Consider the following 23,910-nt stretch of genomic DNA (forward strand, 5'->3'; position numbering starts at 1 on the left):
TATCGTTGGATCATGACCGCGCATCAGGCCACTCCGGAGACGCTCGCCCTGCGAGCGCTCCTCGATGCGCGCCGTGGCGAGCTCGATGCCTTGCTGGCGAGGTACCACGCGACCAACCCGCTGCTGTTCGGCTCAGTGGCCCGCGGTACCGCGCAAGCGGGTAGTGACATCGACATCCTGGTCGATATGGACCCTGCCGACGGCAACCTGTTGATGCGGGCATCCGGCCTGATGGAAGAGGCCAGGGTGCTCCTCGGCACCGAGGCGGTCGATATCTTCCCGGTCCAGCTGCTCAAGCGACCGGTCTCGGCGTCGGCGCTGACTGAGGCGGTCCCGCTGTGAGTCGCTCCGACAATGAGCGCATCGTCGACATCCTCGAGGCGTCGGCTCGGTGCCAGGAATACATGAGGACCCTCGATGAGCACCGAGCGGAGGAGGTCCTCGTCGCCATGGCGGAGGATGCGCTCGAGCGCAACCTCCAGATCATCGGGGAGGCAGCGAACCATCTGCCGAACGAGCTGACCGCGGCGCATCCAGAGGTGCCGTGGTCCCAGATCCGGGGCTTCCGCAACATCCTCGTCCACCAGTACTTCGGCGTGGACGTCGAGGTCATTCGCGACGTCGTCGAGAACCACCTGCCAGTCCTGGTCGAGGCGCTGCGGTGAGAGACAAGCCCTGAGGGCCGATCCATCCGAGTGAGGTCCTCATGGAGGGCTTCATCGAGGGCGTCGGCATCACGCAGAACAATCTCGCAGTGTTCATCGGTGTTCCGCCGCCTCGGATCAGTGAGATTGTGCATGGCAAGCGAGCGATCACGCCCCCACGGCTGGCGTCATGATAACGGTCGGCCGCTGAGGGCGGTCATGTTCTTCGTCGACGACCAGATGGTCGCGCCCACGTGGTACCGCGACCACGTTCTCAGGGGCGGCTCCATCGTCGAGGAGGTCGGCTACGTGTACCTTGACGTTGATGGCTTCGAGGTCGGCTTCCATCCAGCCGATTCCCGCCCAGAATTCGCAGGGTGGATCGGTCGTCGCCTACTTCGTCACGAACGAGCCTGATGTCCAGCGCGCCGAGCTGCTGCAAGCGGGTGTGAAGGCCCATCGCGGGCCCCTTGACATCGGCCGCGGCGAAGCCATCTGCCAGTTGATTGACGCGTTTGGCGCCATCCGCGGCTTGCAAGGGCGGCGCTGAGGGGAGGGCGTTCCCCGTCCCGTGGATGAGGCTGATGACCCCATGCTCAAGCGGATGCTCATCGCGGCCACGTTTGCAAACGTGGCGAGTTCAGGCTCAATAACTAGTTCCGCTCTTGAATGAGTGGGGAGAGTATTGGCACTCGGGCTTGGCTCAGGTCGCCAGGTCGTGTCTCAGGAGCCTGTCCTAGATTGGGGCCATGAACCACGTGCGGCGCCGCTCCACGTCGGCTGATGTTGCTGCCCTGGCTTTGCTGCAGTTGGAAATTTTCCGCGCCATGGGTGTGGCTGGTGTGGACGAGGCGCAATGGTGGGAGACCGCGCGTGCGTAGTTTAGTGACAGGCGACGTCTTCTGGGGCCGTCGAATGGCCTATCATGTCGTGCATGGATACCCATGATCAGGTGGTCTACGTCCTTGAGTTGATGCGAGGCAATACTGCATCTGCAGAGCGGGAGCTTGTAGCGAGTGCGCTGCGGTTAGCTCTTCAGGATCCGGCCGCCCCCTCCTCGGGATTGCGCTTGGTGAACACGAAGGTCACCGGAGACCTCGACTTGCGTCATTTATCGCTTCCTACACTCGAATTTGTCGATTGTCATTTTTCTGGCACTGTCGACGCTTCGTACTCCACGCTTGAGGGGGTCACCTTCACTGGCTGTGACGTGGCAGACGACCTGATCCTGCGCTGCTCAGACTTGGAGGGGTCGTTGGCAATTGAGAACTTGGTTGTGGGCGGCTCGCTTAACCTGGAGGGCGCCACGATCAATGGTCGCTGCGATGTGTTTGGTGTCACGGTGTCGGGAGGTGTCACTGCCGATAAGATGAGTATCTCCTCCTATATGGGCTGGGGAAAATTGAAGGCGGAGTCGCTGTCTTTTAACTCCTGCCATGTCGCTAGTCCTTTCGCTGACGAATCCGGTTGCTTTCTGCGCTGGTCGGACGTTGGCTTCGTCCAGGTTTGTGAGAGCACCTTCACGGGGCCGGCAGTGATCGGGTGCGACTTGTCAACGCCAACGGAGGATGTTGCCGCAGGCACGGCGATCTTCACCCTCGAGGGGAGTATTTTCGAACGCGATCTGACACTCTCGGGGTTCCTCTGCAACTTCAACGGGGCTAGACGCGTGGTCCCTCGGAGAGAGTTTCGAGCAGCGCGGGCAGCGGGGTTCGTGCCATGCCCCAACAGTGGTGAAGATCCTTGTCTGATGGCTCTGAGAGACCTCGATATGCGTCGTGTGCGTGTGGCGGGACGCTTCTATCTGCCTTCGCGTGAGGCTGTTCCTGGGGGGCTCGACCTCACGGATGCCGAGATTGGAACGTTTGTATTCGAGTTGCCCAAGGGTGCCTCGGAGCCGGCAGACGCGATTCGGGCCGCCGCTCCAGTGACGCTTACGAGACGCTGGACTGTAGACGCGTTCTCGGCTCGGAGCGCGATGTGGCGTGAAGTTCCGCTGCTTGGCAATAGTGACCATCCGCAAGCGTTCGAGGCGCTGATGAAATGGTTGCCGGCAGGAGTCTCGGGGGACAGGTTCAACGTTCCGCCCTGGCGTACAGCGGCTCGCGCGTTGGAGGCTCAAGGCCACGAGGAGGAGGCAACGGATCTGCGGGTCGAGTCATACGACCGCTTCTTACGTTCGCGGGGGGGACTGTTTCGACAGATATGGCGTCGAATTTCGAGAGTGACTATCGGACACGGCTACCGTCCGACTCGATCTTTGTGGGGGATTCTGCTCATCTACTTGGCGACAGGCCTCCTCGTAACGGCGGGATCGTCAACCTTCGCCACGACAGATGGTTCCTCCGGGAAGCCGGGTTTTTGGGGCTTCCTCTACGCTCTCGATGTCATCGCCCCTCCGATTGGTTCGGGACAATCGACGATGTGGGTCACCACGGTGTGGTGGATGACGAGCCTCCTATGGCTGCTGAAGTTGTTGGCTGCTGGTTTGGTAGCCTTGTTTGTCAGTGGGTTGGCAGGTTGGACGCACCGTGCGCAGCAGTAGGTTTCGACGTCGTGGCTGCGACGGTGGCAGGTGGTATTCAGCGTGAATTATGCTCTCGCGAGCACATGTTAGTTCTGGCCTGAACTCGGTCGAGTTCAGGTTCAACGTCTGGGTGGATCGCTTCTGCGCGACGGCGGGATGGAACCTTCCAACGGAAGGCGCCGCCCCGCCGTCGTCAGGCAGGCGGAGTGATGGAGTGGGTCCAGCGCCTAGCACCACCGCAGGGTGGCCGTCACGTCGCCCGCGCCGAGCACCTTGCGGAGCTCGTCGGCGTCCACTCCGGTCAGTCGGCCGACCCGGAGGTCGTGACCGTTGCCGGCGATGATCATCGCTGCTCTCCGCACGGGTTGCGGGACTGCTCGCGGTCGGGCCGCGTCAGGCCCAGATGTCCCGGATGTGCCTGGCGGGCACGCCTGCCACGACGGTGTCGGGCGCGACGTCCTTCGTGACGACGGATCCCGCGCCGATGACGGCGCCCTCGCCCACGGTGACACCCGGCAGGATCGTGACGTTCGACCCGAGCCACGCGCCGCGACCGATCCGGACAGGCGCCGGGATCATGTCGGCCCGTCGGGCCGGGTCCAGGTCGTGGTTGAGGGTCGTGATGACGGCGTTGTGCCCGATGAGGACGTCGTCGCCGATCTCGATCCCGCCCTGGTCCTGGAAGCGACACCCGCTGTTGAGGAAGACCCGCTCGCCGAACCTGATGTTCCTGCCGAAGTCGGTCGTGAACGGTGGGAACACGGTGAGGGAATCCGGCACGCGCTGCCCCGTGATCGCGCTCATGAGCTCCCGGACCTCTTCGGGCGAGTGGTAGCGCCCGTTCAGCTCTGCCGCCAGTCGCATCGCCTGCTGGCTGGCGGCGTGCATGGCCTCATGGTGCGGCGAGCCCCCTGGGATCGTCTCGCCCGCGTCGAGGGCCTCCAGGAGGGCGTCGAGCCCCGGGATCACCGCCGATGGCCACAGGGGGTCGAGGTCGTCGCGCACCGTGTCAGTCATGCTGTCCTCCCAGGTTGGTCGTCAGGAACCACTCGATGGTCTCGAACGGGATGGCGCCATTCTCCCCACCGTCGTCGAGGTCGCTGTGGCCCTGTGCGTGCTAGCCGACCTCAGCGACCTCCCGCCCGATCTTCCCGATGAGGGCGGACGCCGCGGCACGAAACAAACCCGGCTCCAGCAGGAGCGACACGGAGACGTAGCCGGGCTGCGGCATGTCGAAGAAGTAGCCGGGCTGCACGGTGACGCCGTCCTCGGCGATCATCGTGGTGACGAGCTCGTCCTCGTCGACGAAGGCCGGGAACCGCAGCAGCGCGCTCCAACCGCCCTCCGGCTCCAGCAGGCTGATTGCCCCCGACGGCTCAGCGGCCACGAGCTCTCGCAGCACGGCCAGGTTCTCCAGGCAGCGCGCGCGCACCGCCTCGGTCTGACCGGGCACCCCCTCGAGCAGCTCCGGGACCCGCTCGGAGACGAGGTCGCTGAGCGGCAGGTAGGCGTCGGCAACGGCGTCGAGGCGCCGCTTCGCCTCGGCCACCTCCTCGGCCGGCCCGGAGATCTCGATCCAGGCGAGCTTCGCGTGCGGGGCGGCGAGGCGCTTGGACAGCCCGTCCAGGGAGAAGGTGAGGACGTCGTCGCAGCCGGCCACGCGGACCCGGTCCGGGCAGCCGGCGAGCTCGTGGTCGAAGAACACCTCGTCGGCGATGAGCGGGAGGCCGCGGCTCCGGCAGATGCCGACGAGCCGGGCGTAGTCGTCCGCAGTGACGTAGGAGCCGGTGGGGTTGTTCGGGTTGATGACGATGACCGCGCGCACGCGGTCCTCGGCGGCGTCGTCGAGCTGTTCCTCCACGTCGGCGGTGTCCATGTCCCAGCGCCCGTAGTGGTGCAGCGGGTAGGTCAGCGCGGTCACGCCCTCGAGGCGCGCGATCGACTCGATGAGCGGGTAGCCGGGCGTGGGGGAGAGAACCGCGTCGCCCGGGTCGCAGAACAGCTTGAGCAGCCAGGAGTAGGCCTGCGACGTCGAGCTCAGCAGGTACAGGTCGTCGGCGTCGACGGCGCGGCCCTGCGTCGCCGAGAGGAAGGATGCGAGCTGCTCCCTCGCCCGTCGCGGGCCGCGTGGGTCCGGGTCGTACGGACTGGGCAGGACACGGGGCGCGAGGCCGTGACGCGTCGGGTTCGAGTCGCTCAGCCTGACGAGCCGACGCCCTGCGGTGCGGGCGGCCGCCTCCGCGGCGCTGACCGGGTTGGTGGTGCCGACGTCGACGCGGCTGGAGAAGCGCATGGGGTCACGGTAGCCACTGCCGCCGACGGGAGGCCGCGCCCCCTCGCGCCGCCGTGACGGAACGGGCGCTCGACGTGGCCGCGGACGCTCAGTGGACACCCGCGGCCCGGCCGTCACCACTCGTGAGGACGAGCCCGCCCCGAGCGAGCACGGCGTCAGCCGCAGCATGACACGCAACTGCCGGTCAGCGAATGCCCGCCCCGAGCGAGCACGGCGTCAGCGCGCGCGAGCCGCGCCCGACCGCTAACCTCGAACCATGTCACGCGTCATCATCGCCGGGGCCAGCGGCCTCATCGGATCCTCCCTCGTCACCGCCCTCAAGGACCGCGGGGACGAGGTCGTCCGCCTCGTCCGCCGCGGCTCCGGAGGGGAGTCCAGTCCCGGCGCCGCCACCTGGGACCCCTCCGCGCGTCAGCTCGACCCCTCCGTCCTCGAGGGGGCCGACGCCGTCATCGTCCTCAACGGCGCCAGCATCGCCAGGATCCCTTGGACCCGCTCCTACCGCCGTACCCTCGCGGTCTCCCGGCGCGACCCCGTGCGCACCGTCGTCACGGCGCTGCACGCGATGCAGGGCGAGCGCCCGCGACTCCTGTCCGCCTCCGCCGTCGGCTACTACGGCTCCCGTCCCGGGGAGCGGCTTACCGAGACCGACCCGACAGGGACCGGCTTCCTCGCCGGGCTGTGCGAGGCGTGGGAGCGCGAGGCCCTCGGCGCCGACGACGTCACCGACGTCAGCCTCCTGCGCACCGCCTCACTGCTGGACCAGGACGCGCTCCTGCGCCCCCTCATCCCCCTCACCCTCGCGGGCCTCGCCGGGCCGCTCGGCCCTGGTGACCAGGTCATTCCCTGGATCACCCGTGAGGACGAGGTCCGCGCCATCCTCCACGTCCTTGACGCTGGCCTCACCGGCCCCGTCAACCTCACCTCCCCCGCGCGAACCACCTTCGACGAGCTCGGTCGAGAGGTCGCGGGCCGGCTCCACCGGCCGTACTGGCTTCCCGTGCCCGCGCCTCTCCTGCGCGCCACGATGGGTCGTGGCCCGGCCGAGGGACTGCTCCTGGCCGACGCCGACGTGCGCCCCACGGCGCTCGAGGACTCCGGCTTCACCTTCCGTCACCCGGGGCTCGGGCCCGCCCTCGACGCCGCCCTCACGCACTGAGGGGCGGTCTGGCTGAGCGCGCTCAGAGCATCTCCAGCGGGACCGGACCGTCCGGGGCCGGGAACGCCTCGTCCAGCGCCACCAGGTCCGCCTCGGTGAGCTCGAGGTCCGCGGCGGCCGCGTTCTCACGGACCCGCTTCGCGCTCGCGGACTTCGGGATCGCCAGGACGTCGCCGTCGCGCACGCACCAGGCGAGCGCCACCTGAGCAGGCGTCGCACCGTGCCGGCCCGCGACCTCCTCGAGCACCTCCGAGCCGGCGGCGTCGAGGATCCGCGACTGCTCCAGCGGCGAGTAGGCCATGACTGGGACCTGCGCCGTTGACAGCATCGGCATGAGGTCCAGCTCAGGGCCCCGTCGGGTGAGGTTGTACAGGATCTGGTCCGTGACGCACGCGCTGCCGCCGGGTACGGCGGCCAGCTCGCTCATGTCCTCCGGGTCGAGGTTGGACACGCCCCACGAGGCGATGAGCCCGTCGGCGACGAGATCCTCGAAGCCCTCGACCGTCTCCGCCAGCGGGTACTGTCCGCGCCAGTGCAGGAGGTAGACGTCCAGGTGGTCCGTCCGCAGGCGTCGCAGGCTGTCCTCGCAGGCCCGGCGCACGCCATCGCGTGAGGCGTGGTGCGGGTACACCTTGCTGACGAGGAGGGCGTCGTCGCGACGCCCCGTCAGCGCCTCACCGACGACCTCCTCGGCGGCGCCGTCGCCGTACATCTCGGCGGTGTCGACGACCCTCAGCCCGGCGTCGAGGCCGGCGCGGATCGCGTCGACCTCCTGGGTGCGCGTCGCACGCCCCTCGCCCATGTACCAGGTGCCCAGGCCGATGGCGGGCACCTCCTGACCTGCGAACCTCAACGTCCTCATGGCCCCACCCTACGCGGCGCGCCGGCGCGCGGGAGGGTGTGGTGGGGAGCCCAGCGGGGCTCGCCGGTGGGGCCGGGCGCTGGGCCGGACCTCCGCCGTCGGCCTGGCTGGACGCCCGAGCGGCGGGTAAGCGGCCTCGTGAGACGGTGACGGGCGCCCGTCGCGGGGAGGGATACGGTCAGGGTGTACCGCCCGGCTCCCGCTCCGAGCCGCCACCGGGCGTGAGCTCGAGGAAGGGGTGCGGCCCGTGTGCCGACTGCTCGCCGTCGTCAGTGCGACGCCACGCAGCGTCGCGGACGTCGTCGGCCAGAAGGTCCTTGACGCCTGGACCGCCATGTCCCGCTTCCACCGCGACGGCTGGGGGGCCGCCTGGGTCGACGCGGCGGGCGGGTCCGCGTCGCTGCGCTACCAGCGCTCCGTGCTCCCCGCCCACGCGGACCCGGACTTCACCGCCCGCGCTCTCGCGCCGTCGCGCGCCACCCTCATGCACCTCCGCTGGGCCTCGACCGGTATGGACGTCACCGGCCTCAACACGCACCCCTTCGTCTCTGGTGGCACCGCGCTCGCGCACAACGGCTACATCGCCCCGATCAACGTGCTGGACTCCGAGCTCCCCGTCGACGTCGTCGACGCCTGCCGTGGCACCACCGACTCGGAGCGGTACGCCCAGCTCGTCCACCACCACCAGGAGGCCGGGCTCGCGCTGCCCGAGGCCGTGCACCGGGCCGCCGCCGAGCTTCGCCGCCTGCATCCCTGCGCGAGCCTCAACGCGGTGGTCCTGGGCACCGGCAGCCTCGTCGTCGTCCACGCCAACGAGGCCGCGGTGCCGGACGTCGCCGCCATGCACGCCGGAGGCATGACGGTGGACAACGCCCTCGCGGAGCACCTCGACGGCCGTTACTACCGCATGTCCGTCAAGCGGCTCGACGACGGCACCCTGGCCTTCTCCTCCTCGGGGATCCCCCGGGAGGGCTGGGTGACCCTGCCCGATGAGACGGTGACGGCCGTCGATCTCGCCTCCGGTGAGGTCCGGCAGCGCGGTCTCCTCGAAGGCTGACCCGCTCACGGGCCCCTGCGTCACCCGCTCGAACGCCGGCCCGCTCACCGGCTCTGCGCGGCCCGGCCGCCGACCCCTCCGCGCGAGGGCCTGCCGGTCGGCGCCTGCGTGAGACGCGCACCGGACCGTGCGCGGCGTGCTCGCCGTGGTCGGGGCCGCGACCGGGCCCCCTGCTGGAAGGGGGGCGTCTGGTCGTTGAGATCCTGCGGAAAAGATGCAGTAATGATGATGTTTTGCACGGGCTTGATAGGGTTTTTCAACGAAATCACAGAGCCCGCACCCCTCGCCACGGTGACCGCTGCGCCCTCCGCGCCGCCACCGCCAGGCGTTCTCCGGGTGCCACACGGAAGGACAGCATGCCCGAGTCCCGGATCCCAGAGTCCCAGATCAGCGTCACCGCGCCACCCGGTCAGGCGGAGAGCGCTACCCCAACCGCCGCGAGCGAGCTGCGCGACCTGCTCGTCGCCGGCGGAGCCACGGCGGGCTCTCCCACGGACGACGTGGTCTTCGAGGCCGACAACTCCGACGCCCGCGTCGACTGGGCCGTGACCATCCCGTCCCTGCTCATCGCCCTCGCAGTCGTCCTGTGGGGACTCCTCGCCCCCAGCTCCTTCGCCTCCGTGGCCGACTCGGCCCTCGGCGGCCTCCTCCACGGCTTCGGATGGGCCTTCGTCCTGTTCGGCACCGTCTTCGTCGCCTTCGTCATCATCATCGCCGTGTCCAAGTTCGGCGAGATCAAGCTCGGCCGCCCGGACGAGGAGCCCGAGTTCTCCACCGGCTCGTGGATCGCCATGATGTTCGCCGCCGGTATGGGCATCGGCCTCATGTTCTACGGCGCCTCCGAGCCCCTCACCTTCTACCGCGACGGCGTCCCCGGGCGCGAGCCCCACGAGGTCGGCACCGCCATGGCGCAGTCGATGTTCCACTGGACCCTTCACCCCTGGGCCATCTACGCGATCGTCGGCCTGGCCATCGCCTACTCCACGTACCGCATCGGCCGCCCCCAGCTGCTCTCCGCGGCCTTCACCCCGCTCATCGGCGAGAGGCTCGCCCGGGGCTGGCTCGGCAAGGTCATCGACGTCGCCTCGATCGTCGCCACCGTGTTCGGAACCGCCTGCTCCCTGGGCCTCGGAGCCCTCCAGATCGGCGCAGGTCTCCAGGCGTCCGGCATCGTCGACAGCCCCAGCACCCGGGTGATCGTCGGCATCGTCGTCGTCCTCACGCTGTGCTACCTCCTGTCCGCCATGTCGGGCGTCGGCAAGGGCATCCAGTACCTCTCCAACGCGAACATGGTCATCGCCGCCGTGCTCGCCGTCTTCGTCTTCGTGCTCGGCCCGACCGTCGCCGAGCTCAACCTCATCCCGGGCTCGATCGGCTCCTACCTCTCCGAGTTCTTCGAGATGGCGGGCCGCACCGCCGAGTCGGCCGACGCCACCGCCGGCGACTGGCTCGGCAGCTGGACGATCTTCTACTGGGCCTGGTGGATCTCCTGGAGCCCCTTCGTCGGCATGTTCATCGCCCGGATCTCCCGCGGCCGCAGCATCCGCGAGTTCTGCCTCACGGTCCTCTTCGTCCCCGCGGGCGTCTCGATCGTCTGGTTCGCGATCTTCGGCGGCACCGCCATCACCCTCGAGCGCGCGGGCGACTCGATCTGGGGAGACGGCTCCGCCGAGAACCAGCTCTTCGCCCTTCTCCACACCATGCCGGGCGGGACGATCGCCGGCTTCGTCGCCATGGTGCTCCTGGGAACCTTCTTCATCACCTCCGCCGACTCCGCCTCGACCGTCATGGGCTCGATGAGCCAGCGGGGCCGCGCGACGGCGAGCCCGTGGCTCTCCGCCCTGTGGGGTCTGCTCACCGCCGTCATCGGCCTCACCCTGCTCCTCACGGGCGAGGACGGCGCGGCGCTCCACAACCTCCAGAGCGTCACGATCATCGCCGCGAGCCCCTTCCTCGTCGTGCTCGTCGCGCTCATGTTCGCCATCGTCAAGGGCCTGCGCGAGGACCCGATCTACCTCGAGTACCGCGAGCACCAGGAGTTCCAGCGACGCCTGGCCCGTGAGCGCCGGCTGCACCGCGAGCAGCTCGAGATGGACGCCCTCCGCAAGCGCATGCACCCGCGCGGCCCGCGTCCTCCGCGCAAGGGGCACCCGTCGGGGGCCGGCCACGCAGCGGGCGCGAGCGGCCCCGCCGGCTCCACGGGCTCCGGCACGACGACGCGGGGCTGAGCCTCCGGCGTCCCTCACCGACAGGTCACGAGGCGGCCGTCCCCGAGCGGGGGCGGCCGCCTCCTCGTTCCTGGTGCTCCCGGCGTCGCGCCGGACGGCGCTACTCCGCACCGGGACGGCGCCTCTGGACCTTCAGCTCGCTGCGCCGCTTCTTCGCCGCGAGCCGCCGCCGCTTGGAGCCGCGGGTCGGTTTCGTCGCCCGTCGCACGGTCTCCGGAGCCAGTGAGGCGCGCAGCAGTGCGGCCAGCCTGGCGCGTGCCGCCTTGCGGTTGCGCAGCTGGGAGCGGTCGTCGGCGGCCGCGATCGTGAGGACCGTCCCGTCCAGGCGCTCGGCGAGGCGTTCCAGGGCCCGCTCTCGCTGCTTCTCCGTGAGCGCCGTCGTCGTCGCAAGATCGAGCGAGAGCTGCACGCGCGAGTCCGAGGTGTTGACGCCCTGGCCGCCCGGGCCGGAGGCGTGGGAGAACTGCTCGTGCAGCTCCCCTGCCGGGACCGTGAGCCCCTTCGGGCAGCCCGGTCCGGGCTCGATGCGCAGGTCGTCCATGTCTGTGGCGGGGTGTCGGGATGGGGCGCGGGGCCGCTCAGGGGCAGGTGATGGAGAGCTCGAAGGGAACGGTCGGCGAGTCCGGGGCGGGGGAGGCGTCCGTCGAGGCCGTGCCCTCGCCGCGCACCGTCCACGTGCTCCCGTCGTGCTCGGCGATCGCGGAGCCGACGTTGAACCCGTCCGAGTAGCTGACCGGGCCGGTGGCCGCCGAGACGAGGTCGACGAGGATGACCTTGCCCTGGCCGTCGAGGACGACGCTGGCCGAGGCCTCCGCGGTCCCCGACTGCGAGGCGACGGCCATCGTCGTCGAGGAGTCCTGGACGCGGCAGGCGACGCCGGCGTCGGGGACTTCGAGCGCCTTGCCGTCCGCGGTGCCCTTGAAGGAGCCGCCGACGGCGATCGCGGTGGTTGCCGCCGTCGTCGGTGCGGAGGGGGCGGCGGGAGAGACCGACGAGCCGGAGCACGCCCCCAGAACGAGGGCGGCGACGGCGGACAGGCTGAGGGCCGTAAGGCTGCGGGTGCGCGACTGCCTCATGGGGGTCCTTGCTTCGGGTCGAGGTGCGCTGTCTCGGTGGTCGGGAGTCACCCCCGGATCGTAGGCGCCGCGGCGGGGCGGGGCGGTCAGCCGCTCCGTCGCCTCCTTCAGGCGCGGGGCGCGCCGTCGGCCGGCGCGCAGCCGGGGGACGCAGGCGAGTGAGGGGCGCACGCCCCCCCTCGCCCTCGTAGAAGGCCCGGATGACGTCCGTGTCCGCCCGGACGTCCCCGGTGAGCCGGTACGCGGGGCCCCACCCGAAGGTGCGGTCGCGCCGGTCGACGAAGCCCAGCTGGACCGGCACGTCCGCCTGGGTCGCGATGCGGTAGAAGCCCGACCTCCAGAAGTCCCGCTCCCCGCGCGTCCCCTTGGGGGCGAGGCACAGCACGAAGGGGACGTCGTCGGCGAAGCGCGCCACCATCTGGTCCACCAGCCCGTGCGAGGTGGAGCGCTCCACCGGGATCCCGCCGACGGCGCGGATGACCGTCCCGATGAGTGGCGCCTGCGCGCCCGAGTCCCTGACGAGGAATCGGAGCTCCCGCTCCGCCGACCACAGGGACACGGCCATGAGCACCCCGTCGAGGTAGGAGGTGTGCGGCGCCCCGACGAGGACGACCCGCTCTGGCATCTCCTGGGTCACGACGCTCCGCGGGGAGACGGCTAGGAGGGCGCGGGCGACGGCGCGCTTGAGGTTCACGGGACCTCCGTGGGCGTGGTCGGGCGGTGGCGCTCACCCACTCCAGGGCCCCGATCCTCCTCCCTCCGGGGTCGCCGCCGTGAGCCGACTGGCGCCGCGGTGCGCCCCGTCGTCGCGGCCCCGGCAGCGTCCGGGCGCGGTCCGCCACCTCCACGAGTGGCCCGCGCTGCCTCGCGATGGCGTAGGGTGGGACCATTGTTCGACAGTTGGCTGCTCCGACCGGAGCCCGGCCACGGGGCCTCACGGTTCCTTCTGCTCGATCGAGAATGCACCAGGGAGCGATCGACCCGCGGCCGCTCCACCCACCAGAAGGAAGATCCTCATGGCCACCGGAACTGTTAAGTGGTTCAACCCCGACAAGGGCTTCGGCTTCATCCAGCCCGACGACGGCACGGACGACGTCTTCGTCCACTTCTCCGCCATCAACTCCAACGGTTTCCGCTCCCTCGACGAGGGCGCCAAGGTCGAGTACGACGTCGAGTCCGGCCCCAAGGGCCTCCAGGCCGCCAACGTCACCACGCTCTGAGCACCCGCTGACCGCCCCGCACGGGGCGTCCAGGTCAACGATCGGGCCGCCGTCCCCAGGGAGGGGACGGCGGCCCGATCGCGTGCGCCCGGCTCGTGCCCGGGCCGTGCGTCAGTCGTGGAGCGCGGGCTCCTCTCCGTGGCCCTCGCGCCGCCGCAGGACCTCGTCGACGACGATGAGCACGGCCACCAGGGCGAAGCCGGCAGTGCCGAGCGCCAGCACCGTGCCGGCGTCCTCGCCGGGCGCCAGGAGCTCGCCGTCGGCCTGCCACGGCCACAGCGCCCTCGCGCCGCCGACCATGAGGCCGGTGATCGCTGCGAGCGTGACCGCCTCGTGCCGGGCGAGCAGGCGCTGGAGAGCCTTGACGACGAGTGCGAGCCCGAGGAGGCGCCGAGCGCGAAGGGGGCGAGGTAGGCGAGGTCGCGCTCGGCGACCGCCCGGAGCGTCGGCTCGTAGAGGCCGAGGGCGAGCAGGAGGAAGGAGCCGGACAGGCCCGGGAGGACGAGGGCGGACACGGCGACGCTCGCCGCCAGCACGATGACCGGCGTCGACGGCGCGACGTTCGTCGGCTCGAGCGAGACGAGCGCGAAGGTCGCCACGGCCGCGATCGCCCCGGCCAGGACGAGGACCGCGGTGGACGGTGCTCGCGGTGCGCCCCGCAGGTCTGCGAGCGCGAGGGAGCGGCGGACCATGAGGAGCGGCACGGCCAGGGACGCGAGCACCATCCCGAGGAAGAGGCCCCTCATGGCGACGGGGTGCTGCTCGACGGCGTCGGCCATGGGCTCGGCGATCGTGAGGACGGCAGCGGCCATGCCGATGATGACGGGGAGGACGACTCGCCACCGGACCTCGGCGAGCCGTGCGGGCACGGCGGTGCGCCGGTCGGCGCGACCGAGGGCCCGGACGGCCGAGACGAGGGCCGAGGCGGAGTCGATGAGCTCGTGGTAGACGCCGACGACGAGGGCGACGGTGCCGCCGGACACGCCCGGGACGGTCTCGACGGTGCCGATGAGGGCTCCGCGCAGGAGGTTGCCGGGGATCGTGGTGCGACGCCGAGGAGCGGACGCGGCCTCTCCTCCCCGGTCCGTCCGGGGCGGGGGAGCGGTGCTCGTCGTCGCCGGTGTCCTGCTCGGAACGGTCGGTGTCGCGGGGGCTGGTGTCGCGCTCGTGTGCGGCATCGCGGGGTCTCCTCGGTGGGGTGTGGGGCCGAACGGTCTCGCAGGCTCGCCGGGGCGGCTCCAGCGACGCTACGGGGTGTACCTGGAGACCGCCTGGGGGCGGGCGGTGAGCGGTTGTGGTGACGCGTCAACGCGGGCAGGATGGTCGCCATGGCACACGGGACGGACGTCAGCGTCACGGACGACGAGGAGCGCACCGCCCGCGACTACGAGCTGTGGTCCCTTCTCAAAGCGGCCTTCCACTCCGTCGAGCGCGACGCCGTCGCCGCCGCCTCCACCGCCGCGGACGTCACCGACACCGAGATCGCCGTCCTCGTCCGCCTCCACGTCGCCGGCGCCGCGCTGCGCTCCTCCGCGCTCGCGGGGGTGCTGGGCTGGGAGCGCAGCCGCGTCTCCCACCTCCTGGCGCGCATGGAGTCTCGGGGCCTCGTGCGCCGCGAGTCCGGCGCCGGAGCCGTCACCGTCCACCTCACCGATGAGGGCGAGGAGCGCCTGGGCGCCGCCCGGCCCGCGCACCTGCGAGCCGTCCGCTCGAGGCTCGTCGAGCCCGTCGGGGACGACGGCGCCGCGGAGCTCGCCGAGCTCCTGCGCCGGGTGGTCGCCGCCGGCCGCTGAGGGCGGGCGGCCGCGCAGCCGGACCCCGGTGCGTTCCGGGCGCCGTCAGCGCCAGGAGAAGCGCTCGACGTGCAGCCGCTCCGTGGACCGCTCGGCCCGTCGCAGCGCCGAGCGGACCGACCTCGTCAGGTCCTGCGGCCCGCACACGTACCAGCTCGCCCGCTCCGGCGAGTCCGCGACGAGCGCGTCGAGCGCCTCGTCCTCGAGCCGGTCGCCGGACTCCGTGAAGGCCGGGGCCACCGTGAGCCAGTCCAGCTCCTCACCGGCGTCGCGCAGCTCCTCCCACGCGGGGGCGTCGGAGCGGGCGTGCGCGGCGACGACGAGACGCACGGGCCAGCGCTCGGGCGGCACGGCGCCGTCGGCGCGCACGGCCCTCTCCTCGGCCAGGACGGGGCGGATCGTCGCGAGGAAGGGCGTCACCCCTGAGCCTCCCGCCACCCACACCTCGGGGGTGCCGCTCGTCGCCGGGAGGAAGCCGCCGAAGGGGCCGTCGACGAGCACCTCGTCGCCGACGGCCAGGCCCGCCTGGAGCAGACGCGTCCAGTCGCCCACGGCCCGCACCATGACGGAGAGCCCGTGCTCGTCAGAGCGCGTCACCGTGAAGGGGTGCCCCTCGCGCACGCCACCCGACGAGGCGGTCAGCACGATGAACTGGCCCGGGCGCACCGTCGGCGCGCGGCCGCCGTCGCGGGCGGGGACGAGGTCCACCTCGAGGGCCCGCTCGCGGGGCGTCGTCGCCGCGACTCGCATGCGCCGCCCGCCCAGGTAGCGGTGGTGGATCCGCTGCGCGATCCCGCCCAGGCCGATGAGCGCGAGCACCGCTGTCCACGCCGTCGTCACCGCGCCGTGCCCGTGGCCCGTGGCCGACGCCACGACGGCGTGCAGCGTGAGGACGAGGAAGGCGACCCCGGCCAGCGGCCCGTGCACCTTCTGGAAGCGCGAGTGCGACATGTCGGACAGCGCCACCGCCGCCGTCCCCGCCAGGACGAGGAGCCCGAGCGCGCCCAGCCCGATGACGAGCGGCTGCGGCTCGATGATGCCGACGCTCGAGGCCGAGGCCGTCGTCGCCAGGGTGAGGTGGGCGAGCACGAGGACGAGCGCCGTGATGCCGAGGGCCTTGTGGACCCCGTAGGCGCGGTCGAGCGGGCCGAGGACCTTCTCGACGAGCGGGAGCCGCGTCGAGATGCCGATCGCCATCGCCAGGCAGGCGTAGGCGCAGGTCCCCAGGGCGAGGACCACCGCGATGAAGGGGCCGGAGCCCGGGGCGGCGGCGATGAGGACGGAGACGGCGATGACGGTCAGGGAGAGCAGGACGGGGAACCAGCGGCGCACCCAGCGAGGGTAGCGGGACGGCCACCGCACGATCCGGTCTCGGCGACGGGCCGGTGGTGGTCACGGGCGCGACGGTGCCCGACAATGAGCCCATGAGCTCCCCGTCGCACCCCGGACGGGGCAGTGAGGAGCGCTCCTCCTCCGCCCCCACCCTCTCCAGCACTCTCCCGCTGACCTCCCGCACGGCCGTCCTCGTCGCGGCCGCGGCCGTTATCACGATCGTCCTCGGGCTCCTCGCCGTCGGTCTCACGGGCTGGTCGCAGGACTCGGGCGCCTCCGCCGGCGCAACGGCGTCGACTCCCTCCGCCGAGGGGCGAGCCTCCGCCTCTGCCGTGCTCTCGGCGGCGCCGAGCCGCACCGCCGGCCCCACCGCGACCTCGTCGGCGAGGGCCGCGTCCTCGCCGGAGCCCACCGCGACGGCCTCCTCCTCGGCGACGGCGGGCGCCCACCCGACGCCGACGGCCTCCTACTCTGTCGACTCCGACGGGATCATCCACACCGACGTCACCGGGCACGAGCAGTGGACCGTCGCCGAGCCCGTCGAGCAGCCCGAGGGCCTTCCCCAGGCCGTCTACTCCTACCTGCTCGAGGCCGAGGACGGCTCCGGCGTCGACGTCGACGCCATCGCCCCCACCATCAATGAGATCCTCAACGACGAGCGGGGCTGGCGCTCCATCGACAACGTCTCCTTCAAGCAGGTGAGCGACCCGTCCCAGGCGGGCTTCACCATCAAGGTCGCCACCCCCGGCACGGTCGACAAGCTCTGCGCCCCGCTCGAGACCGAGGGCACCTGGGACTGCCAGATCAGTGCCGACGTCGTCCTCAACGCGGACCGCTGGAGCTACGGCGTCCCCTGGTTCAGGTCGCTCGACGACTACCACGGCTACCTCGTCAACCACGAGGTCGGGCACTTCCTGGGCCGCGACCACGAGCAGTGCGGTGGGAAGGGCCTCAAGGCGCCCGTCATGATGCAGCAGTCCAAGGGGCTCGGCGACTGCGTCGCCAACCCCTGGCCGACGCAGGACAGCCAGCCGGACTGAGCCGAGCGGTGCCGCCCGGTCCTGGTTCTCGACCCGGTGACCAGCGCGCGGGGCAGAACGTGTGCGAGGTCGCACCGTCGAGGCCGGTCTGCAACGCGGGGCGACGGCGTGGCGGGGCCAGCAGGGAGGAGACCGCCGCACAATGCCGTCCATGACATCCGGATTGCCAGGTCGGCGCGGCCAGGGGGCCACCCCGCGCCGACCGCGGGGTCTCGGCGGTGCAGGGCGCGCCGACGGCACCAGGGCGTCCGGTCAGGGCCCCGAGCGCGGCCGCTCCAGCACCGCCCCCGGGCCCGCGGAGCGTCAGCCGGGCCGCGCCCACGACGGCGTGGCCCCATCCGCGCCCGCCCGGGACGGCTCCCGAGGGGGCCGGAAGGGCCGGAGGCCGGAGCCGCCCCGCCCCCGCCGCACCGAGAGAGCCACGCGCGGCTCCTCCCCCCGCCAGCACGACCTCGAGGGCGCCCCGGACGTCGTGACGAGGTCCTCGTGGCCGCACGCCGGAGCGCCGTCGAGCCGGCGCGCAGGCGCCTCCCGCGAGCAGACGTCGCGGACCGACAGGTCCCGGCGAGGAGCAGCGCACCAGCCTGCCGCAGCCCGCTCCCGTCGCGGGGCCGCCGGCCGCGCCGTCCCAGCCCCCGGCCGCCGCCTCGGCGGGCGCGACGTCCCCCCAGCGCGTCCAGTGCGCTCCGCTCGCCCCGGGCGCCCCGGCGGCTCGGGTGAGCTCGTCCTCTCGGAGCCCTGGAAGCTCGTCCGCGGCGCGGGCGTCGCCGTCGTCGCCCTGCTCGTCCTCAGCGCCGCCCTCCACGGCTGCGCGGCCGACGACGCCTCTGCGGCGCCGGGATCCGCCCCGGGCGCCGCCGCCCGGGCCACCCTCGCTCCCAGCCACGAGCCGACGCAGGCCGTCGCCCCGGCCGCCGAGCTCACGCCGAGCGTCCACGCACCGGTGCCCAGTCCCGCCTCCGACGGCATCACTCGCTCCCACGCGGTCGGTGACGGCACCTTCACGTTCGCTCCCGTGCCCGGCGAGGCGGATCAGGGTCAGGGCGGCGCCGCCCCCTCACCCTCACCGGCGCCGGTCGGGGGAGAGCGCACCGTCGCCGTCGCCGTCGAGCACGGGACCGGCCTCGACGCCGCCGAGGTCGCCCGGGCCACCACCTCCGTCCTCACCGACCCCCGTGGGTGGAGCGTCATCGACGGCGTTGCCTTCCGGCAGGTGGCGGACCAGGACGACGCCGACCTCCTCGTGGTCCTCGCCACCCCCAACACCGTGGACGAGCTCTGCGCGGGCCAGGACACGCAGGGCACCTGGTCGTGCACGAGCGCCAACCGGCTCGTCCTCAACGCCGACCGCTGGCGCCACCTCGTTCCCGCGTTCACCGACGCCGCCACCTACCGTGCGTACCTCATCAACCATGAGCTCGGCACCTGGCTCGGTCACCCTGTCGAGACCTGTCCGGGGCCGGGAAGATCCGCTCCGGTGATGCAGGCCCAGGCCGTCGACCTCGGCGGGTGCGTCGCCAACGCCTGGCCCGGCTCCGGCTCCTGAGCGACGCTGACGCCTTCCTCCGCGTGCTCGCCCCCTCCTCACACTCTCCGGTCTCGCGGTTCGGGTGGGGCGCCGACGTTTCCCTCCCGTCGTGGCGATCGAGCCCTCGACCGTCCGGCCAGGCCCTCGGCGCGGCGGGTCACCGGGCCCGGATGAGCACCTGCCGCCCCTGCACGGACGGCGGCGGGCAGGGCCCGTCAGGCCTGCCGCGGGCGCCGACCTCGGCGGCCGGGGCAGCCCGACCAACGACTGCGATGACTCGGATCCCGCTCGCTCGCGGGCGTGCGAGATCCTCATGGCCGGCGCCCCCCCTGCCGCGGGCCGCAGACCGATGGAGGGAGCGGCTCCCGGACGTGGGAGGGTGGGGGAGTGAACGACTTCGCCCCCTACGAGCCCGACGCCCACGGCACTCCCGTCTCAGGCATCGTCATCCGCCCGGCCGAGCCCGCTGACGCGCCGCGCGTCGCCCAGCTCCTCGCCCTGCGCGGTCAGGACGTCGACGAGGCCCTCGAGGAGGCGCCCCGCATGATCGAGACCCTCCCGGTCCTCCTCCTCGCCCTCGTCCCGGCCACCACCGACGAGCACCCCGTCGACGCCCAGCTCACCCCGGTCGCGCTCTCCGGCGCCTTCCCCATGCCCGAGGGCATGGCCGCCTCGGCGCAGATGGCGCCGGGCTGGATGGTCTCCGGGATGGTGGTCGACCCCGACGCCCGCCGCCATGGCATCGGCCGGGCCCTGCTGTCGGCCGTGGTCGACGCCGTCGCCGAGCAGAGCCCGGGGGCTGTGCTCCACAGCGTCGTCAACGCGACGAACCACGCCTCCCTCGCCGTGCACCTCGCCGTCGGCTTCGAGGAGCTGGCGCGGGTCGAGGAGCTCGCCGGCATCACCTTCGAGGGCGGCGAGGGCGTCCTCCTCTGGATGGACACCTCCGGGCGAGTCCCGACCGGGGAGTGACGCGAGCATCAGCGCCGCGTCAGCCCCACTGCGCTGAGGGGCTGGTCATGTTCCGAGCTTTCAGGTAGTTTAACCTTCCATGAAGTGATTCGGATTCCTGTCCTTCGGCCATTACGGCGAGGGCCTCGACCACGGTGCCCCCGACGCCGCCCAGGCCCTCCACGACGCGGTCGAGATCGCCGTCGGCGCCGACGAGATCGGCGTCAACAACGCCTCCTGGCGCGTCCACCACGACGCCGCCCAGCACTCCTCGCCCATGCCGCTGCTCGCCGCGGCCGGCGCCCGCACCAAGCACCTCGAGGTCGGCACCGGGGTCATCGACATGCGCTAGCGCATGTTCGTTTTATGGCTCTCGTTTTCTCGGTCCGCGTCCCTCTACAGGTACCGGCAGACCTGGCCTGGGCTGCATGTGTCGGGGTCCGGGTGCGCGGCGTCGTGCCGGAGGTCGGCGATGGTGCCGTGCAGGGCGGTGAGCTGGGCGATCTGCTGCTCGATCTCGGCCAGGCGCGCGTCGAGGAGGTCTCGCACGTGCTCGCAGGGCGCGTGGCCGCTGTCGCGGATGTCGAGGATTTGGCGGATCTGGGCGAGGGTGAGGCCTGCGGCCTGGCCACGGTGAACGAAGTCGATCCGGGCGACGGCGTCGGGCGCGTAGTCGCGGTACCCGGATGGCGTCCGGTCGGCCGGGGGCAGCAGTCCCTGCTCTTCGTAGAACCGGAGCGTCTTCGAGGTGGTGCCCGCGCGTTCGGCGAGTTCTCCGATGCGCATTGCGGCCTCCGATCATTCGGCAGGGGCCACGCTTGACCTTCCCCTGCACTGGAAGGTCCAGTCTGGCTGAAACGGAACAGAAGTCCAAGCCTTGACGGGAGCAGCGATGCCTACGAAGTACGATCTCGCCATCATCGGATCGGGCGGCGGAGCGTTCGCCGCCGCGATTCGCGCGACCATGCTCGGGAAGTCGGTGGTGATGATCGAGCGTGGCACGCTCGGCGGCACCTGCGTGAACACGGGCTGCGTGCCGTCGAAGGCCCTCATCGCCGCCGCCGATGCACGGCACGTCGCCGCCGACGCCGCCGACCGGTTCCCGGGGATCGCGACGACGGCAGGCCCAGTGGACATGCCCGCGCTGATCGCCGGGAAGCAGGCGTTGGTCGAGACGATGCGGGGCGAGAAGTACGCCGACGTCGCCGATTCATACGGGTGGCACGTCCGGCGGGGAGACGCCGGGTTCGCGGGCACCCCGGACGCGCCGGTGTTGGAGGTCACCGCCGCAGACGGAGCGGTCGAGACGATCGAGGCCGAGCACTACCTGGTCGCCACCGGTGCGCGGCCGTGGGCTCCGCCGATCGACGGCCTGGACGAGGCCGGGTACCTGACCTCGACCACGGCGATGGACCTGACCGAGGTCCCCGAGTCGATGCTGGTGCTCGGCGGCGGCTACGTTGCCCTGGAGCAGGCGCAGCTGTTCGCCCGCCTCGGCTCCCAGGTCACCGTGCTGGTGCGGTCCCGGCTCGCGTCGAAGGAGGAGCCGGAGGTGTCCCGGACACTGCAGGAGGTGTTCGCCGACGAGGGCATCCGGGTGGTCCGCCGCGCGGTGCCGACCCGGGTGTCCCGGGACGCGGCGACCGGGCAGGTCGTGGTTACCGCGGACGTGTCCGGCGGCTCGCAGGAGTTCCGCGCCGACCAGGTGCTCGTCGCCCTCGGACGCCGTCCCGTCACCGACGGCTTGAACCTCGATGCGGTCGGGGTGAAGACCGGGGACTCCGGCGAGGTGGTCGTCTCCGACCATCTGCAGTCGTCGAACCCGCGGATCTGGGCCGCGGGCGACGTGACCGGGCACCCGGAGTTCGTCTACGTCGCGGCCCACCACGGCACCCTCGTTGCCGAGAACGCGTTCGCCGACGCCGACCGGTCCGTCGACTACTCCCATCTGCCGCGGGTGACGTTCACCGGACCGGCGATCGGCGCGGTCGGGATGACCGAGAAGGAGGTCGTCGCCGCGGGGATCCGCTGCGACTGCCGCGTGCTGCCCCTGGAGTATGTGCCCCGGGCGGTGATCAACCGCGACACCCGCGGGTTCATCAAGATCGTCGTGAACGCCGATACGAGCGAGATCCTCGGCCTCACCGCCGTCGCCAAGGACGCCGGGGAACTCGCCGCCGCAGGCGTCCACGTGCTCGGCAAGACCATCGCCGAAGTCGCCGACGCCTGGGCCCCCTACCTGACCATGACCGAAGGTATCCGGATCGCCGCGAAGTCCTTCACCACCGACCCGTCACTGCTCTCGTGCTGCGCATGAACGGCAACGCATGCAATCGGGGAGATCTCATCCGGAAGAGGTGCAGACGATGAGCGCCGATCACGACCGCGACGAACGGCGCGCCGGTCCCATCGTCGCCGCAGGGACCGGGCTGCTCCTACTGGCATGCTGCGCGCTTCCGTTGCTGCTCTGCTGCGGCCTGCCGCTCATCGCGGCGGGCGGAGCACTCGCAGGCGTCGGAGGGCTCCTCGGCAATCCCTGGATCATCGGTGCCGGGATCGCCGTCGCGATGGCCGTCACGGCCGGGATGCTCGTCAGGCTACGGCGGCGGCACCGAGGCCGCAGGACTGGCTGCAGCGAAAATCCTTCGACTGCTGATCGGAACCGGTAGCTCGATCGGATCCAGCCATCACCGCCAACGGGGCCACCTCGGCATCCTGCGGCCCTTCCAGGTCTCCACGAGACCGGCGACCCAGCGGACGGACGCGAAGAGTCCGTAGCCGGCCCCGGCGAGGCCCATGGAGACCACGAGCCAGCGACCGATCCCGAGCCACACGCTCCCGTCCACGTCGAGGGCCCACTGAGCGCCCGTGATAAGCCCGGCGACGGCCATCCAAACACCCGCGACGATCACTGCGACCGGCAGCAGCGCGAGGCACATCGACGCGGCGACAGACCAAAGCTGACGGGCCTCCAGCTTCGCCGTTGTGGCGATGATCTTTTCGGCCCGCTCGTTCGCGGCGTCAATCTTGGCTGTTGCCACGGCCCCGGCGTCGGCAGCGGCCCTCTCGATCGACTGCACAGCCTGATCCCGGGCCGTGCTGATCGCACTCGTCGCCTCGGCGCTGGCTTGGGTGATCGACTCCCGCCAGGCCTTCTGCGCACCGTTCGCGGCCCGCTCGAACTTAGCCCGGCTCTCATCGAGATGCTTGGCGGCAGCCTCGGACTTAGAGGCTGAGCCCTTCAGACTCTCCCCGTTGAGGTTCACGCTCATACCCGCGAGAGTGGACGCGATTCCGGCGAGCAGTTCGCTGTTCTCGTTCGACTCCGGCGGCGGCGACGTTGAGGTCAGCTGATGCGAGATCGCGGAAAGCTGCTTCTCCTGCTCCTCGCTGTCCACCTTCACGAACCCCGCGAGCTTCTTCTGCTGCTCGGTCAGCGTGGCGATCCTCGTATTCTGCGCCTCGACGGCGGCGAGGATCGAGGTCAACAGCTCCATCGTCTCCGGACTGCCGAGCTGCTGCTGCGACTGCACGGGCCCGTTCTGCTGCTTCAGCCTGTCGAGCGCTGCGCTCATGTTCCTTCTCCTTCTGCTGCTGGTGGTAGTCGAAGAACGCCTGCGCGCCCTCCGGGGTGAAGTCCGCCGAGAGGGCACTCGCGCGCTTGCGGCGCTCGGCACGCCCGGACTCGCCGCGGCGGTCCTCGATGTAGAGCGTCCAGGTCTCCTGCCCGGCGCGTTTGCCCTTCTTGCTGACGGGGCTGTGCAGCCGCATCCGTGGCACCCGATCCCCGTCATCACCGAGCTGCTGGTTCTGATCCTCGATCACCGAGACCAGACCGGCCTTGTCCACCGCGCGGGGATCGGCCAGCGCCGCACTCATCCGGTCGCCCATCTCGCGGTCGAGCGACCCCTCGGCGAAGTCTTCGCGGCGCAGCTCCCAGTCCTTCGGCGCGTGCTCCAGCCGCTTCACGACCGAGAGCCCGTGCTCGCGCATCAGCTCGTCGTTCGCCGACTGCACGCCCTTCTGATTCCCGGCCTTGCGGTCGTGGAACGTGCGATAGTCCGAGAGCGCCTAGTTGAGTCCCCGATAGTGGTGTAGCGCGGTGGCCCTGTGATCGTCCCGGACAAGGACGCGGCCACCGTGTGATCCTTCGAGTGAACTTCTCACAGCACTCTCGAACGGAGTCATCACGATGACCGC

At 71.2% G+C, this 23,910-nt stretch carries 24 protein-coding genes and 4 pseudogenes; 17 read left to right on the forward strand and 11 right to left on the reverse strand.

The genetic code is table 11. The features are described from left to right. Window positions 1–12: 12 nt before the first annotated feature. The 6 genes and pseudogenes from IXW69_RS10565 to IXW69_RS10585 all read left to right on the forward strand — a co-directional run bounded on the left by IXW69_RS10565 (window position 13) and on the right by IXW69_RS10585 (window position 3,189). On the forward strand, window positions 13–342 hold the full coding sequence (locus IXW69_RS10565; protein ID WP_194786304.1) for a nucleotidyltransferase family protein: 330 nt from the start codon (window positions 13–15) through the stop codon (window positions 340–342). After that, window positions 339–665 carry a HepT-like ribonuclease domain-containing protein gene (locus tag IXW69_RS10570; protein ID WP_194786305.1) on the forward strand — a complete coding sequence of 109 codons (327 nt, stop codon included), beginning with the start codon at window positions 339–341 and terminating at the stop codon, window positions 663–665. The genes IXW69_RS10565 and IXW69_RS10570 overlap by 4 nt, the downstream gene beginning before the upstream one ends. Window positions 666–706: 41 nt before the next feature. After that, window positions 707–817 (forward strand): annotated as a pseudogene (locus IXW69_RS10575) (helix-turn-helix transcriptional regulator); the annotation flags it as partial. Between the two features lie 152 nt (window positions 818–969). Continuing rightward, window positions 970–1,194 carry a VOC family protein gene (locus tag IXW69_RS10580; RefSeq protein ID WP_194786307.1) on the forward strand — a complete coding sequence of 75 codons (225 nt, stop codon included), beginning with the start codon at window positions 970–972 and terminating at the stop codon, window positions 1,192–1,194. 199 nt (window positions 1,195–1,393) lie between these two features. Further along, window positions 1,394–1,525, forward strand: a complete 132-nt coding sequence (locus IXW69_RS11940) for a hypothetical protein (RefSeq protein ID WP_267240566.1) — start codon at window positions 1,394–1,396, stop codon at window positions 1,523–1,525. 53 nt (window positions 1,526–1,578) lie between these two features. Next, a complete protein-coding gene (locus IXW69_RS10585; protein WP_194786308.1) occupies window positions 1,579–3,189 on the forward strand; it encodes a hypothetical protein in 1,611 nt (536 codons plus the stop codon). 375 nt (window positions 3,190–3,564) lie between these two features. Here IXW69_RS10585 and IXW69_RS12100 read toward each other — a convergent pair whose 3' ends face one another. Together IXW69_RS12100 and IXW69_RS10595 are read right to left on the reverse strand one after the other, a co-directional pair. After that, window positions 3,565–4,188, reverse strand: coding sequence for a sugar O-acetyltransferase (locus IXW69_RS12100; protein ID WP_194786309.1), 624 nt, complete (start codon window positions 4,186–4,188; stop codon window positions 3,565–3,567). 100 nt (window positions 4,189–4,288) lie between these two features. Next, window positions 4,289–5,464, reverse strand: coding sequence for a pyridoxal phosphate-dependent aminotransferase (locus tag IXW69_RS10595; protein WP_194786310.1), 1,176 nt, complete (start codon window positions 5,462–5,464; stop codon window positions 4,289–4,291). 256 nt (window positions 5,465–5,720) lie between these two features. Between IXW69_RS10595 and IXW69_RS10600 the strand changes: the two genes are divergently transcribed. Then, window positions 5,721–6,623 carry a TIGR01777 family oxidoreductase gene (locus IXW69_RS10600; RefSeq protein WP_194786311.1) on the forward strand — a complete coding sequence of 301 codons (903 nt, stop codon included), beginning with the start codon at window positions 5,721–5,723 and terminating at the stop codon, window positions 6,621–6,623. A gap of 22 nt (window positions 6,624–6,645) precedes the next feature. Here the strand turns inward: IXW69_RS10600 and IXW69_RS10605 are convergent, their stop codons facing one another. Further along, a complete protein-coding gene (locus IXW69_RS10605) occupies window positions 6,646–7,485 on the reverse strand; it encodes an aldo/keto reductase (RefSeq protein ID WP_194786312.1) in 840 nt (279 codons plus the stop codon). Window positions 7,486–7,732: 247 nt separating this feature from the next. Between IXW69_RS10605 and IXW69_RS10610 the strand changes: the two genes are divergently transcribed. After that, a complete protein-coding gene (locus IXW69_RS10610; protein WP_194786313.1) occupies window positions 7,733–8,542 on the forward strand; it encodes a class II glutamine amidotransferase in 810 nt (269 codons plus the stop codon). Between the two features lie 356 nt (window positions 8,543–8,898). Next, on the forward strand, window positions 8,899–10,770 hold the full coding sequence (locus IXW69_RS10615; RefSeq protein ID WP_194786314.1) for a BCCT family transporter: 1,872 nt from the start codon (window positions 8,899–8,901) through the stop codon (window positions 10,768–10,770). 100 nt (window positions 10,771–10,870) lie between these two features. Here the strand turns inward: IXW69_RS10615 and arfB are convergent, their stop codons facing one another. The 3 genes and pseudogenes from arfB to IXW69_RS12105 all read right to left on the reverse strand — a co-directional run. Then, the gene (gene arfB, locus IXW69_RS10620; RefSeq protein WP_194786315.1) at window positions 10,871–11,311 is read right to left on the reverse strand and encodes an alternative ribosome rescue aminoacyl-tRNA hydrolase ArfB; all 441 of its coding nucleotides are present in this window, start codon (window positions 11,309–11,311) and stop codon (window positions 10,871–10,873) included. A 37-nt stretch (window positions 11,312–11,348) separates the two neighbouring features. After that, window positions 11,349–11,846, reverse strand: coding sequence for a lipoprotein LpqH (locus IXW69_RS10625; protein WP_194786324.1), 498 nt, complete (start codon window positions 11,844–11,846; stop codon window positions 11,349–11,351). Window positions 11,847–12,198: 352 nt separating this feature from the next. Then, window positions 12,199–12,471 (reverse strand): annotated as a pseudogene (locus IXW69_RS12105) (1-acyl-sn-glycerol-3-phosphate acyltransferase); the annotation flags it as partial. Window positions 12,472–12,862: 391 nt separating this feature from the next. On the opposite strand from IXW69_RS12105, the gene IXW69_RS10635 reads away from it, so the two are divergent. Continuing rightward, a complete protein-coding gene (locus IXW69_RS10635) occupies window positions 12,863–13,066 on the forward strand; it encodes a cold-shock protein (protein ID WP_194786316.1) in 204 nt (67 codons plus the stop codon). A gap of 111 nt (window positions 13,067–13,177) precedes the next feature. On the opposite strand, the gene IXW69_RS12220 is transcribed toward IXW69_RS10635, so the two are convergent. Further along, a complete protein-coding gene (locus IXW69_RS12220) occupies window positions 13,178–13,366 on the reverse strand; it encodes a hypothetical protein (RefSeq protein WP_407646569.1) in 189 nt (62 codons plus the stop codon). 18 nt (window positions 13,367–13,384) lie between these two features. Then, a pseudogene (locus IXW69_RS12225) lies at window positions 13,385–14,244 on the reverse strand (DUF368 domain-containing protein); the annotation flags it as partial. A gap of 150 nt (window positions 14,245–14,394) precedes the next feature. On the opposite strand from IXW69_RS12225, the gene IXW69_RS10645 reads away from it, so the two are divergent. Continuing rightward, window positions 14,395–14,859 (forward strand): MarR family winged helix-turn-helix transcriptional regulator, encoded by a 465-nt coding sequence (locus IXW69_RS10645; RefSeq protein WP_194786317.1) that lies wholly within the window; start codon window positions 14,395–14,397, stop codon window positions 14,857–14,859. A gap of 45 nt (window positions 14,860–14,904) precedes the next feature. On the opposite strand, the gene IXW69_RS12115 is transcribed toward IXW69_RS10645, so the two are convergent. Then, entirely contained in the window at window positions 14,905–16,191 is a 1,287-nt protein-coding gene (locus IXW69_RS12115; protein ID WP_194786318.1) for a ferredoxin reductase family protein, read from the reverse strand. A gap of 92 nt (window positions 16,192–16,283) precedes the next feature. Between IXW69_RS12115 and IXW69_RS10655 the strand changes: the two genes are divergently transcribed. From IXW69_RS10655 to IXW69_RS10670, 4 genes and pseudogenes are all read left to right on the forward strand, one after another. Continuing rightward, window positions 16,284–17,231: a DUF3152 domain-containing protein gene (locus IXW69_RS10655; protein ID WP_194786319.1), complete on the forward strand. Its 948-nt coding sequence runs from the start codon at window positions 16,284–16,286 to the stop codon at window positions 17,229–17,231. Between the two features lie 679 nt (window positions 17,232–17,910). Continuing rightward, window positions 17,911–18,777, forward strand: a complete 867-nt coding sequence (locus IXW69_RS12120; RefSeq protein WP_194786320.1) for a DUF3152 domain-containing protein — start codon at window positions 17,911–17,913, stop codon at window positions 18,775–18,777. Between the two features lie 369 nt (window positions 18,778–19,146). Then, a complete protein-coding gene (locus IXW69_RS10665) occupies window positions 19,147–19,731 on the forward strand; it encodes a GNAT family N-acetyltransferase (protein ID WP_323745285.1) in 585 nt (194 codons plus the stop codon). A 97-nt stretch (window positions 19,732–19,828) separates the two neighbouring features. Further along, window positions 19,829–20,059: pseudogene (locus tag IXW69_RS10670) on the forward strand (LLM class flavin-dependent oxidoreductase); the annotation flags it as partial. 47 nt (window positions 20,060–20,106) lie between these two features. Here IXW69_RS10670 and IXW69_RS10675 read toward each other — a convergent pair. Then, a complete protein-coding gene (locus IXW69_RS10675; protein ID WP_194786321.1) occupies window positions 20,107–20,496 on the reverse strand; it encodes a heavy metal-responsive transcriptional regulator in 390 nt (129 codons plus the stop codon). A 106-nt stretch (window positions 20,497–20,602) separates the two neighbouring features. Here IXW69_RS10675 and merA point away from each other — a divergent pair, with 106 nt between their 5' ends. Next, window positions 20,603–22,027, forward strand: coding sequence for a mercury(II) reductase (merA, locus tag IXW69_RS10680; protein WP_061225165.1), 1,425 nt, complete (start codon window positions 20,603–20,605; stop codon window positions 22,025–22,027). A 370-nt stretch (window positions 22,028–22,397) separates the two neighbouring features. Here merA and IXW69_RS12230 read toward each other — a convergent pair whose 3' ends face one another. Then, window positions 22,398–23,285 (reverse strand): ABC-2 transporter permease, encoded by an 888-nt coding sequence (locus IXW69_RS12230; protein ID WP_228525318.1) that lies wholly within the window; start codon window positions 23,283–23,285, stop codon window positions 22,398–22,400. Between IXW69_RS12230 and IXW69_RS10690 the strand changes: the two genes are divergently transcribed. Continuing rightward, window positions 23,284–23,808 (forward strand): hypothetical protein, encoded by a 525-nt coding sequence (locus IXW69_RS10690; protein ID WP_194786322.1) that lies wholly within the window; start codon window positions 23,284–23,286, stop codon window positions 23,806–23,808. The two genes, IXW69_RS12230 and IXW69_RS10690, sit on opposite strands and share 2 nt — an antisense overlap. Window positions 23,809–23,910 lie beyond the last annotated feature (102 nt).

Origin of the sequence: Actinomyces haliotis, assembly GCF_015355765.1 — a bacterium.
Lineage (GTDB): Bacteria > Actinomycetota > Actinomycetes > Actinomycetales > Actinomycetaceae > Actinomyces > Actinomyces haliotis.

What these genes read in the sequence shown, in the direction of transcription:
- IXW69_RS10655 (WP_194786319.1), top strand. Translation starts at nt 16,284, where the DNA reads ATGAGCTCCCCGTCGCACCCCGGACGGGGCAGTGAGGAGCGCTCCTCC.
- merA (WP_061225165.1), top strand. Translation starts at nt 20,603, where the DNA reads ATGCCTACGAAGTACGATCTCGCCATCATCGGATCGGGCGGCGGAGCG.
- IXW69_RS10595 (WP_194786310.1), bottom strand. Translation starts at nt 5,464, where the DNA reads ATGCGCTTCTCCAGCCGCGTCGACGTCGGCACCACCAACCCGGTCAGC.
- IXW69_RS10565 (WP_194786304.1), top strand. Translation starts at nt 13, where the DNA reads ATGACCGCGCATCAGGCCACTCCGGAGACGCTCGCCCTGCGAGCGCTC.
- IXW69_RS10690 (WP_194786322.1), top strand. Translation starts at nt 23,284, where the DNA reads ATGTTCCTTCTCCTTCTGCTGCTGGTGGTAGTCGAAGAACGCCTGCGC.
- IXW69_RS10580 (WP_194786307.1), top strand. Translation starts at nt 970, where the DNA reads ATGGCTTCGAGGTCGGCTTCCATCCAGCCGATTCCCGCCCAGAATTCG.
- IXW69_RS10645 (WP_194786317.1), top strand. Translation starts at nt 14,395, where the DNA reads ATGGCACACGGGACGGACGTCAGCGTCACGGACGACGAGGAGCGCACC.
- IXW69_RS12100 (WP_194786309.1), bottom strand. Translation starts at nt 4,188, where the DNA reads ATGACTGACACGGTGCGCGACGACCTCGACCCCCTGTGGCCATCGGCG.
- IXW69_RS10675 (WP_194786321.1), bottom strand. Translation starts at nt 20,496, where the DNA reads ATGCGCATCGGAGAACTCGCCGAACGCGCGGGCACCACCTCGAAGACG.
- IXW69_RS11940 (WP_267240566.1), top strand. Translation starts at nt 1,394, where the DNA reads ATGAACCACGTGCGGCGCCGCTCCACGTCGGCTGATGTTGCTGCCCTG.
- IXW69_RS12220 (WP_407646569.1), bottom strand. Translation starts at nt 13,366, where the DNA reads ATGGTCGGCGGCGCGAGGGCGCTGTGGCCGTGGCAGGCCGACGGCGAG.
- IXW69_RS10585 (WP_194786308.1), top strand. Translation starts at nt 1,579, where the DNA reads ATGGATACCCATGATCAGGTGGTCTACGTCCTTGAGTTGATGCGAGGC.
- arfB (WP_194786315.1), bottom strand. Translation starts at nt 11,311, where the DNA reads ATGGACGACCTGCGCATCGAGCCCGGACCGGGCTGCCCGAAGGGGCTC.
- IXW69_RS10625 (WP_194786324.1), bottom strand. Translation starts at nt 11,846, where the DNA reads ATGAGGCAGTCGCGCACCCGCAGCCTTACGGCCCTCAGCCTGTCCGCC.
- IXW69_RS12230 (WP_228525318.1), bottom strand. Translation starts at nt 23,285, where the DNA reads ATGAGCGCAGCGCTCGACAGGCTGAAGCAGCAGAACGGGCCCGTGCAG.
- IXW69_RS10615 (WP_194786314.1), top strand. Translation starts at nt 8,899, where the DNA reads ATGCCCGAGTCCCGGATCCCAGAGTCCCAGATCAGCGTCACCGCGCCA.
- IXW69_RS10635 (WP_194786316.1), top strand. Translation starts at nt 12,863, where the DNA reads ATGGCCACCGGAACTGTTAAGTGGTTCAACCCCGACAAGGGCTTCGGC.
- IXW69_RS10605 (WP_194786312.1), bottom strand. Translation starts at nt 7,485, where the DNA reads ATGAGGACGTTGAGGTTCGCAGGTCAGGAGGTGCCCGCCATCGGCCTG.
- IXW69_RS10600 (WP_194786311.1), top strand. Translation starts at nt 5,721, where the DNA reads ATGTCACGCGTCATCATCGCCGGGGCCAGCGGCCTCATCGGATCCTCC.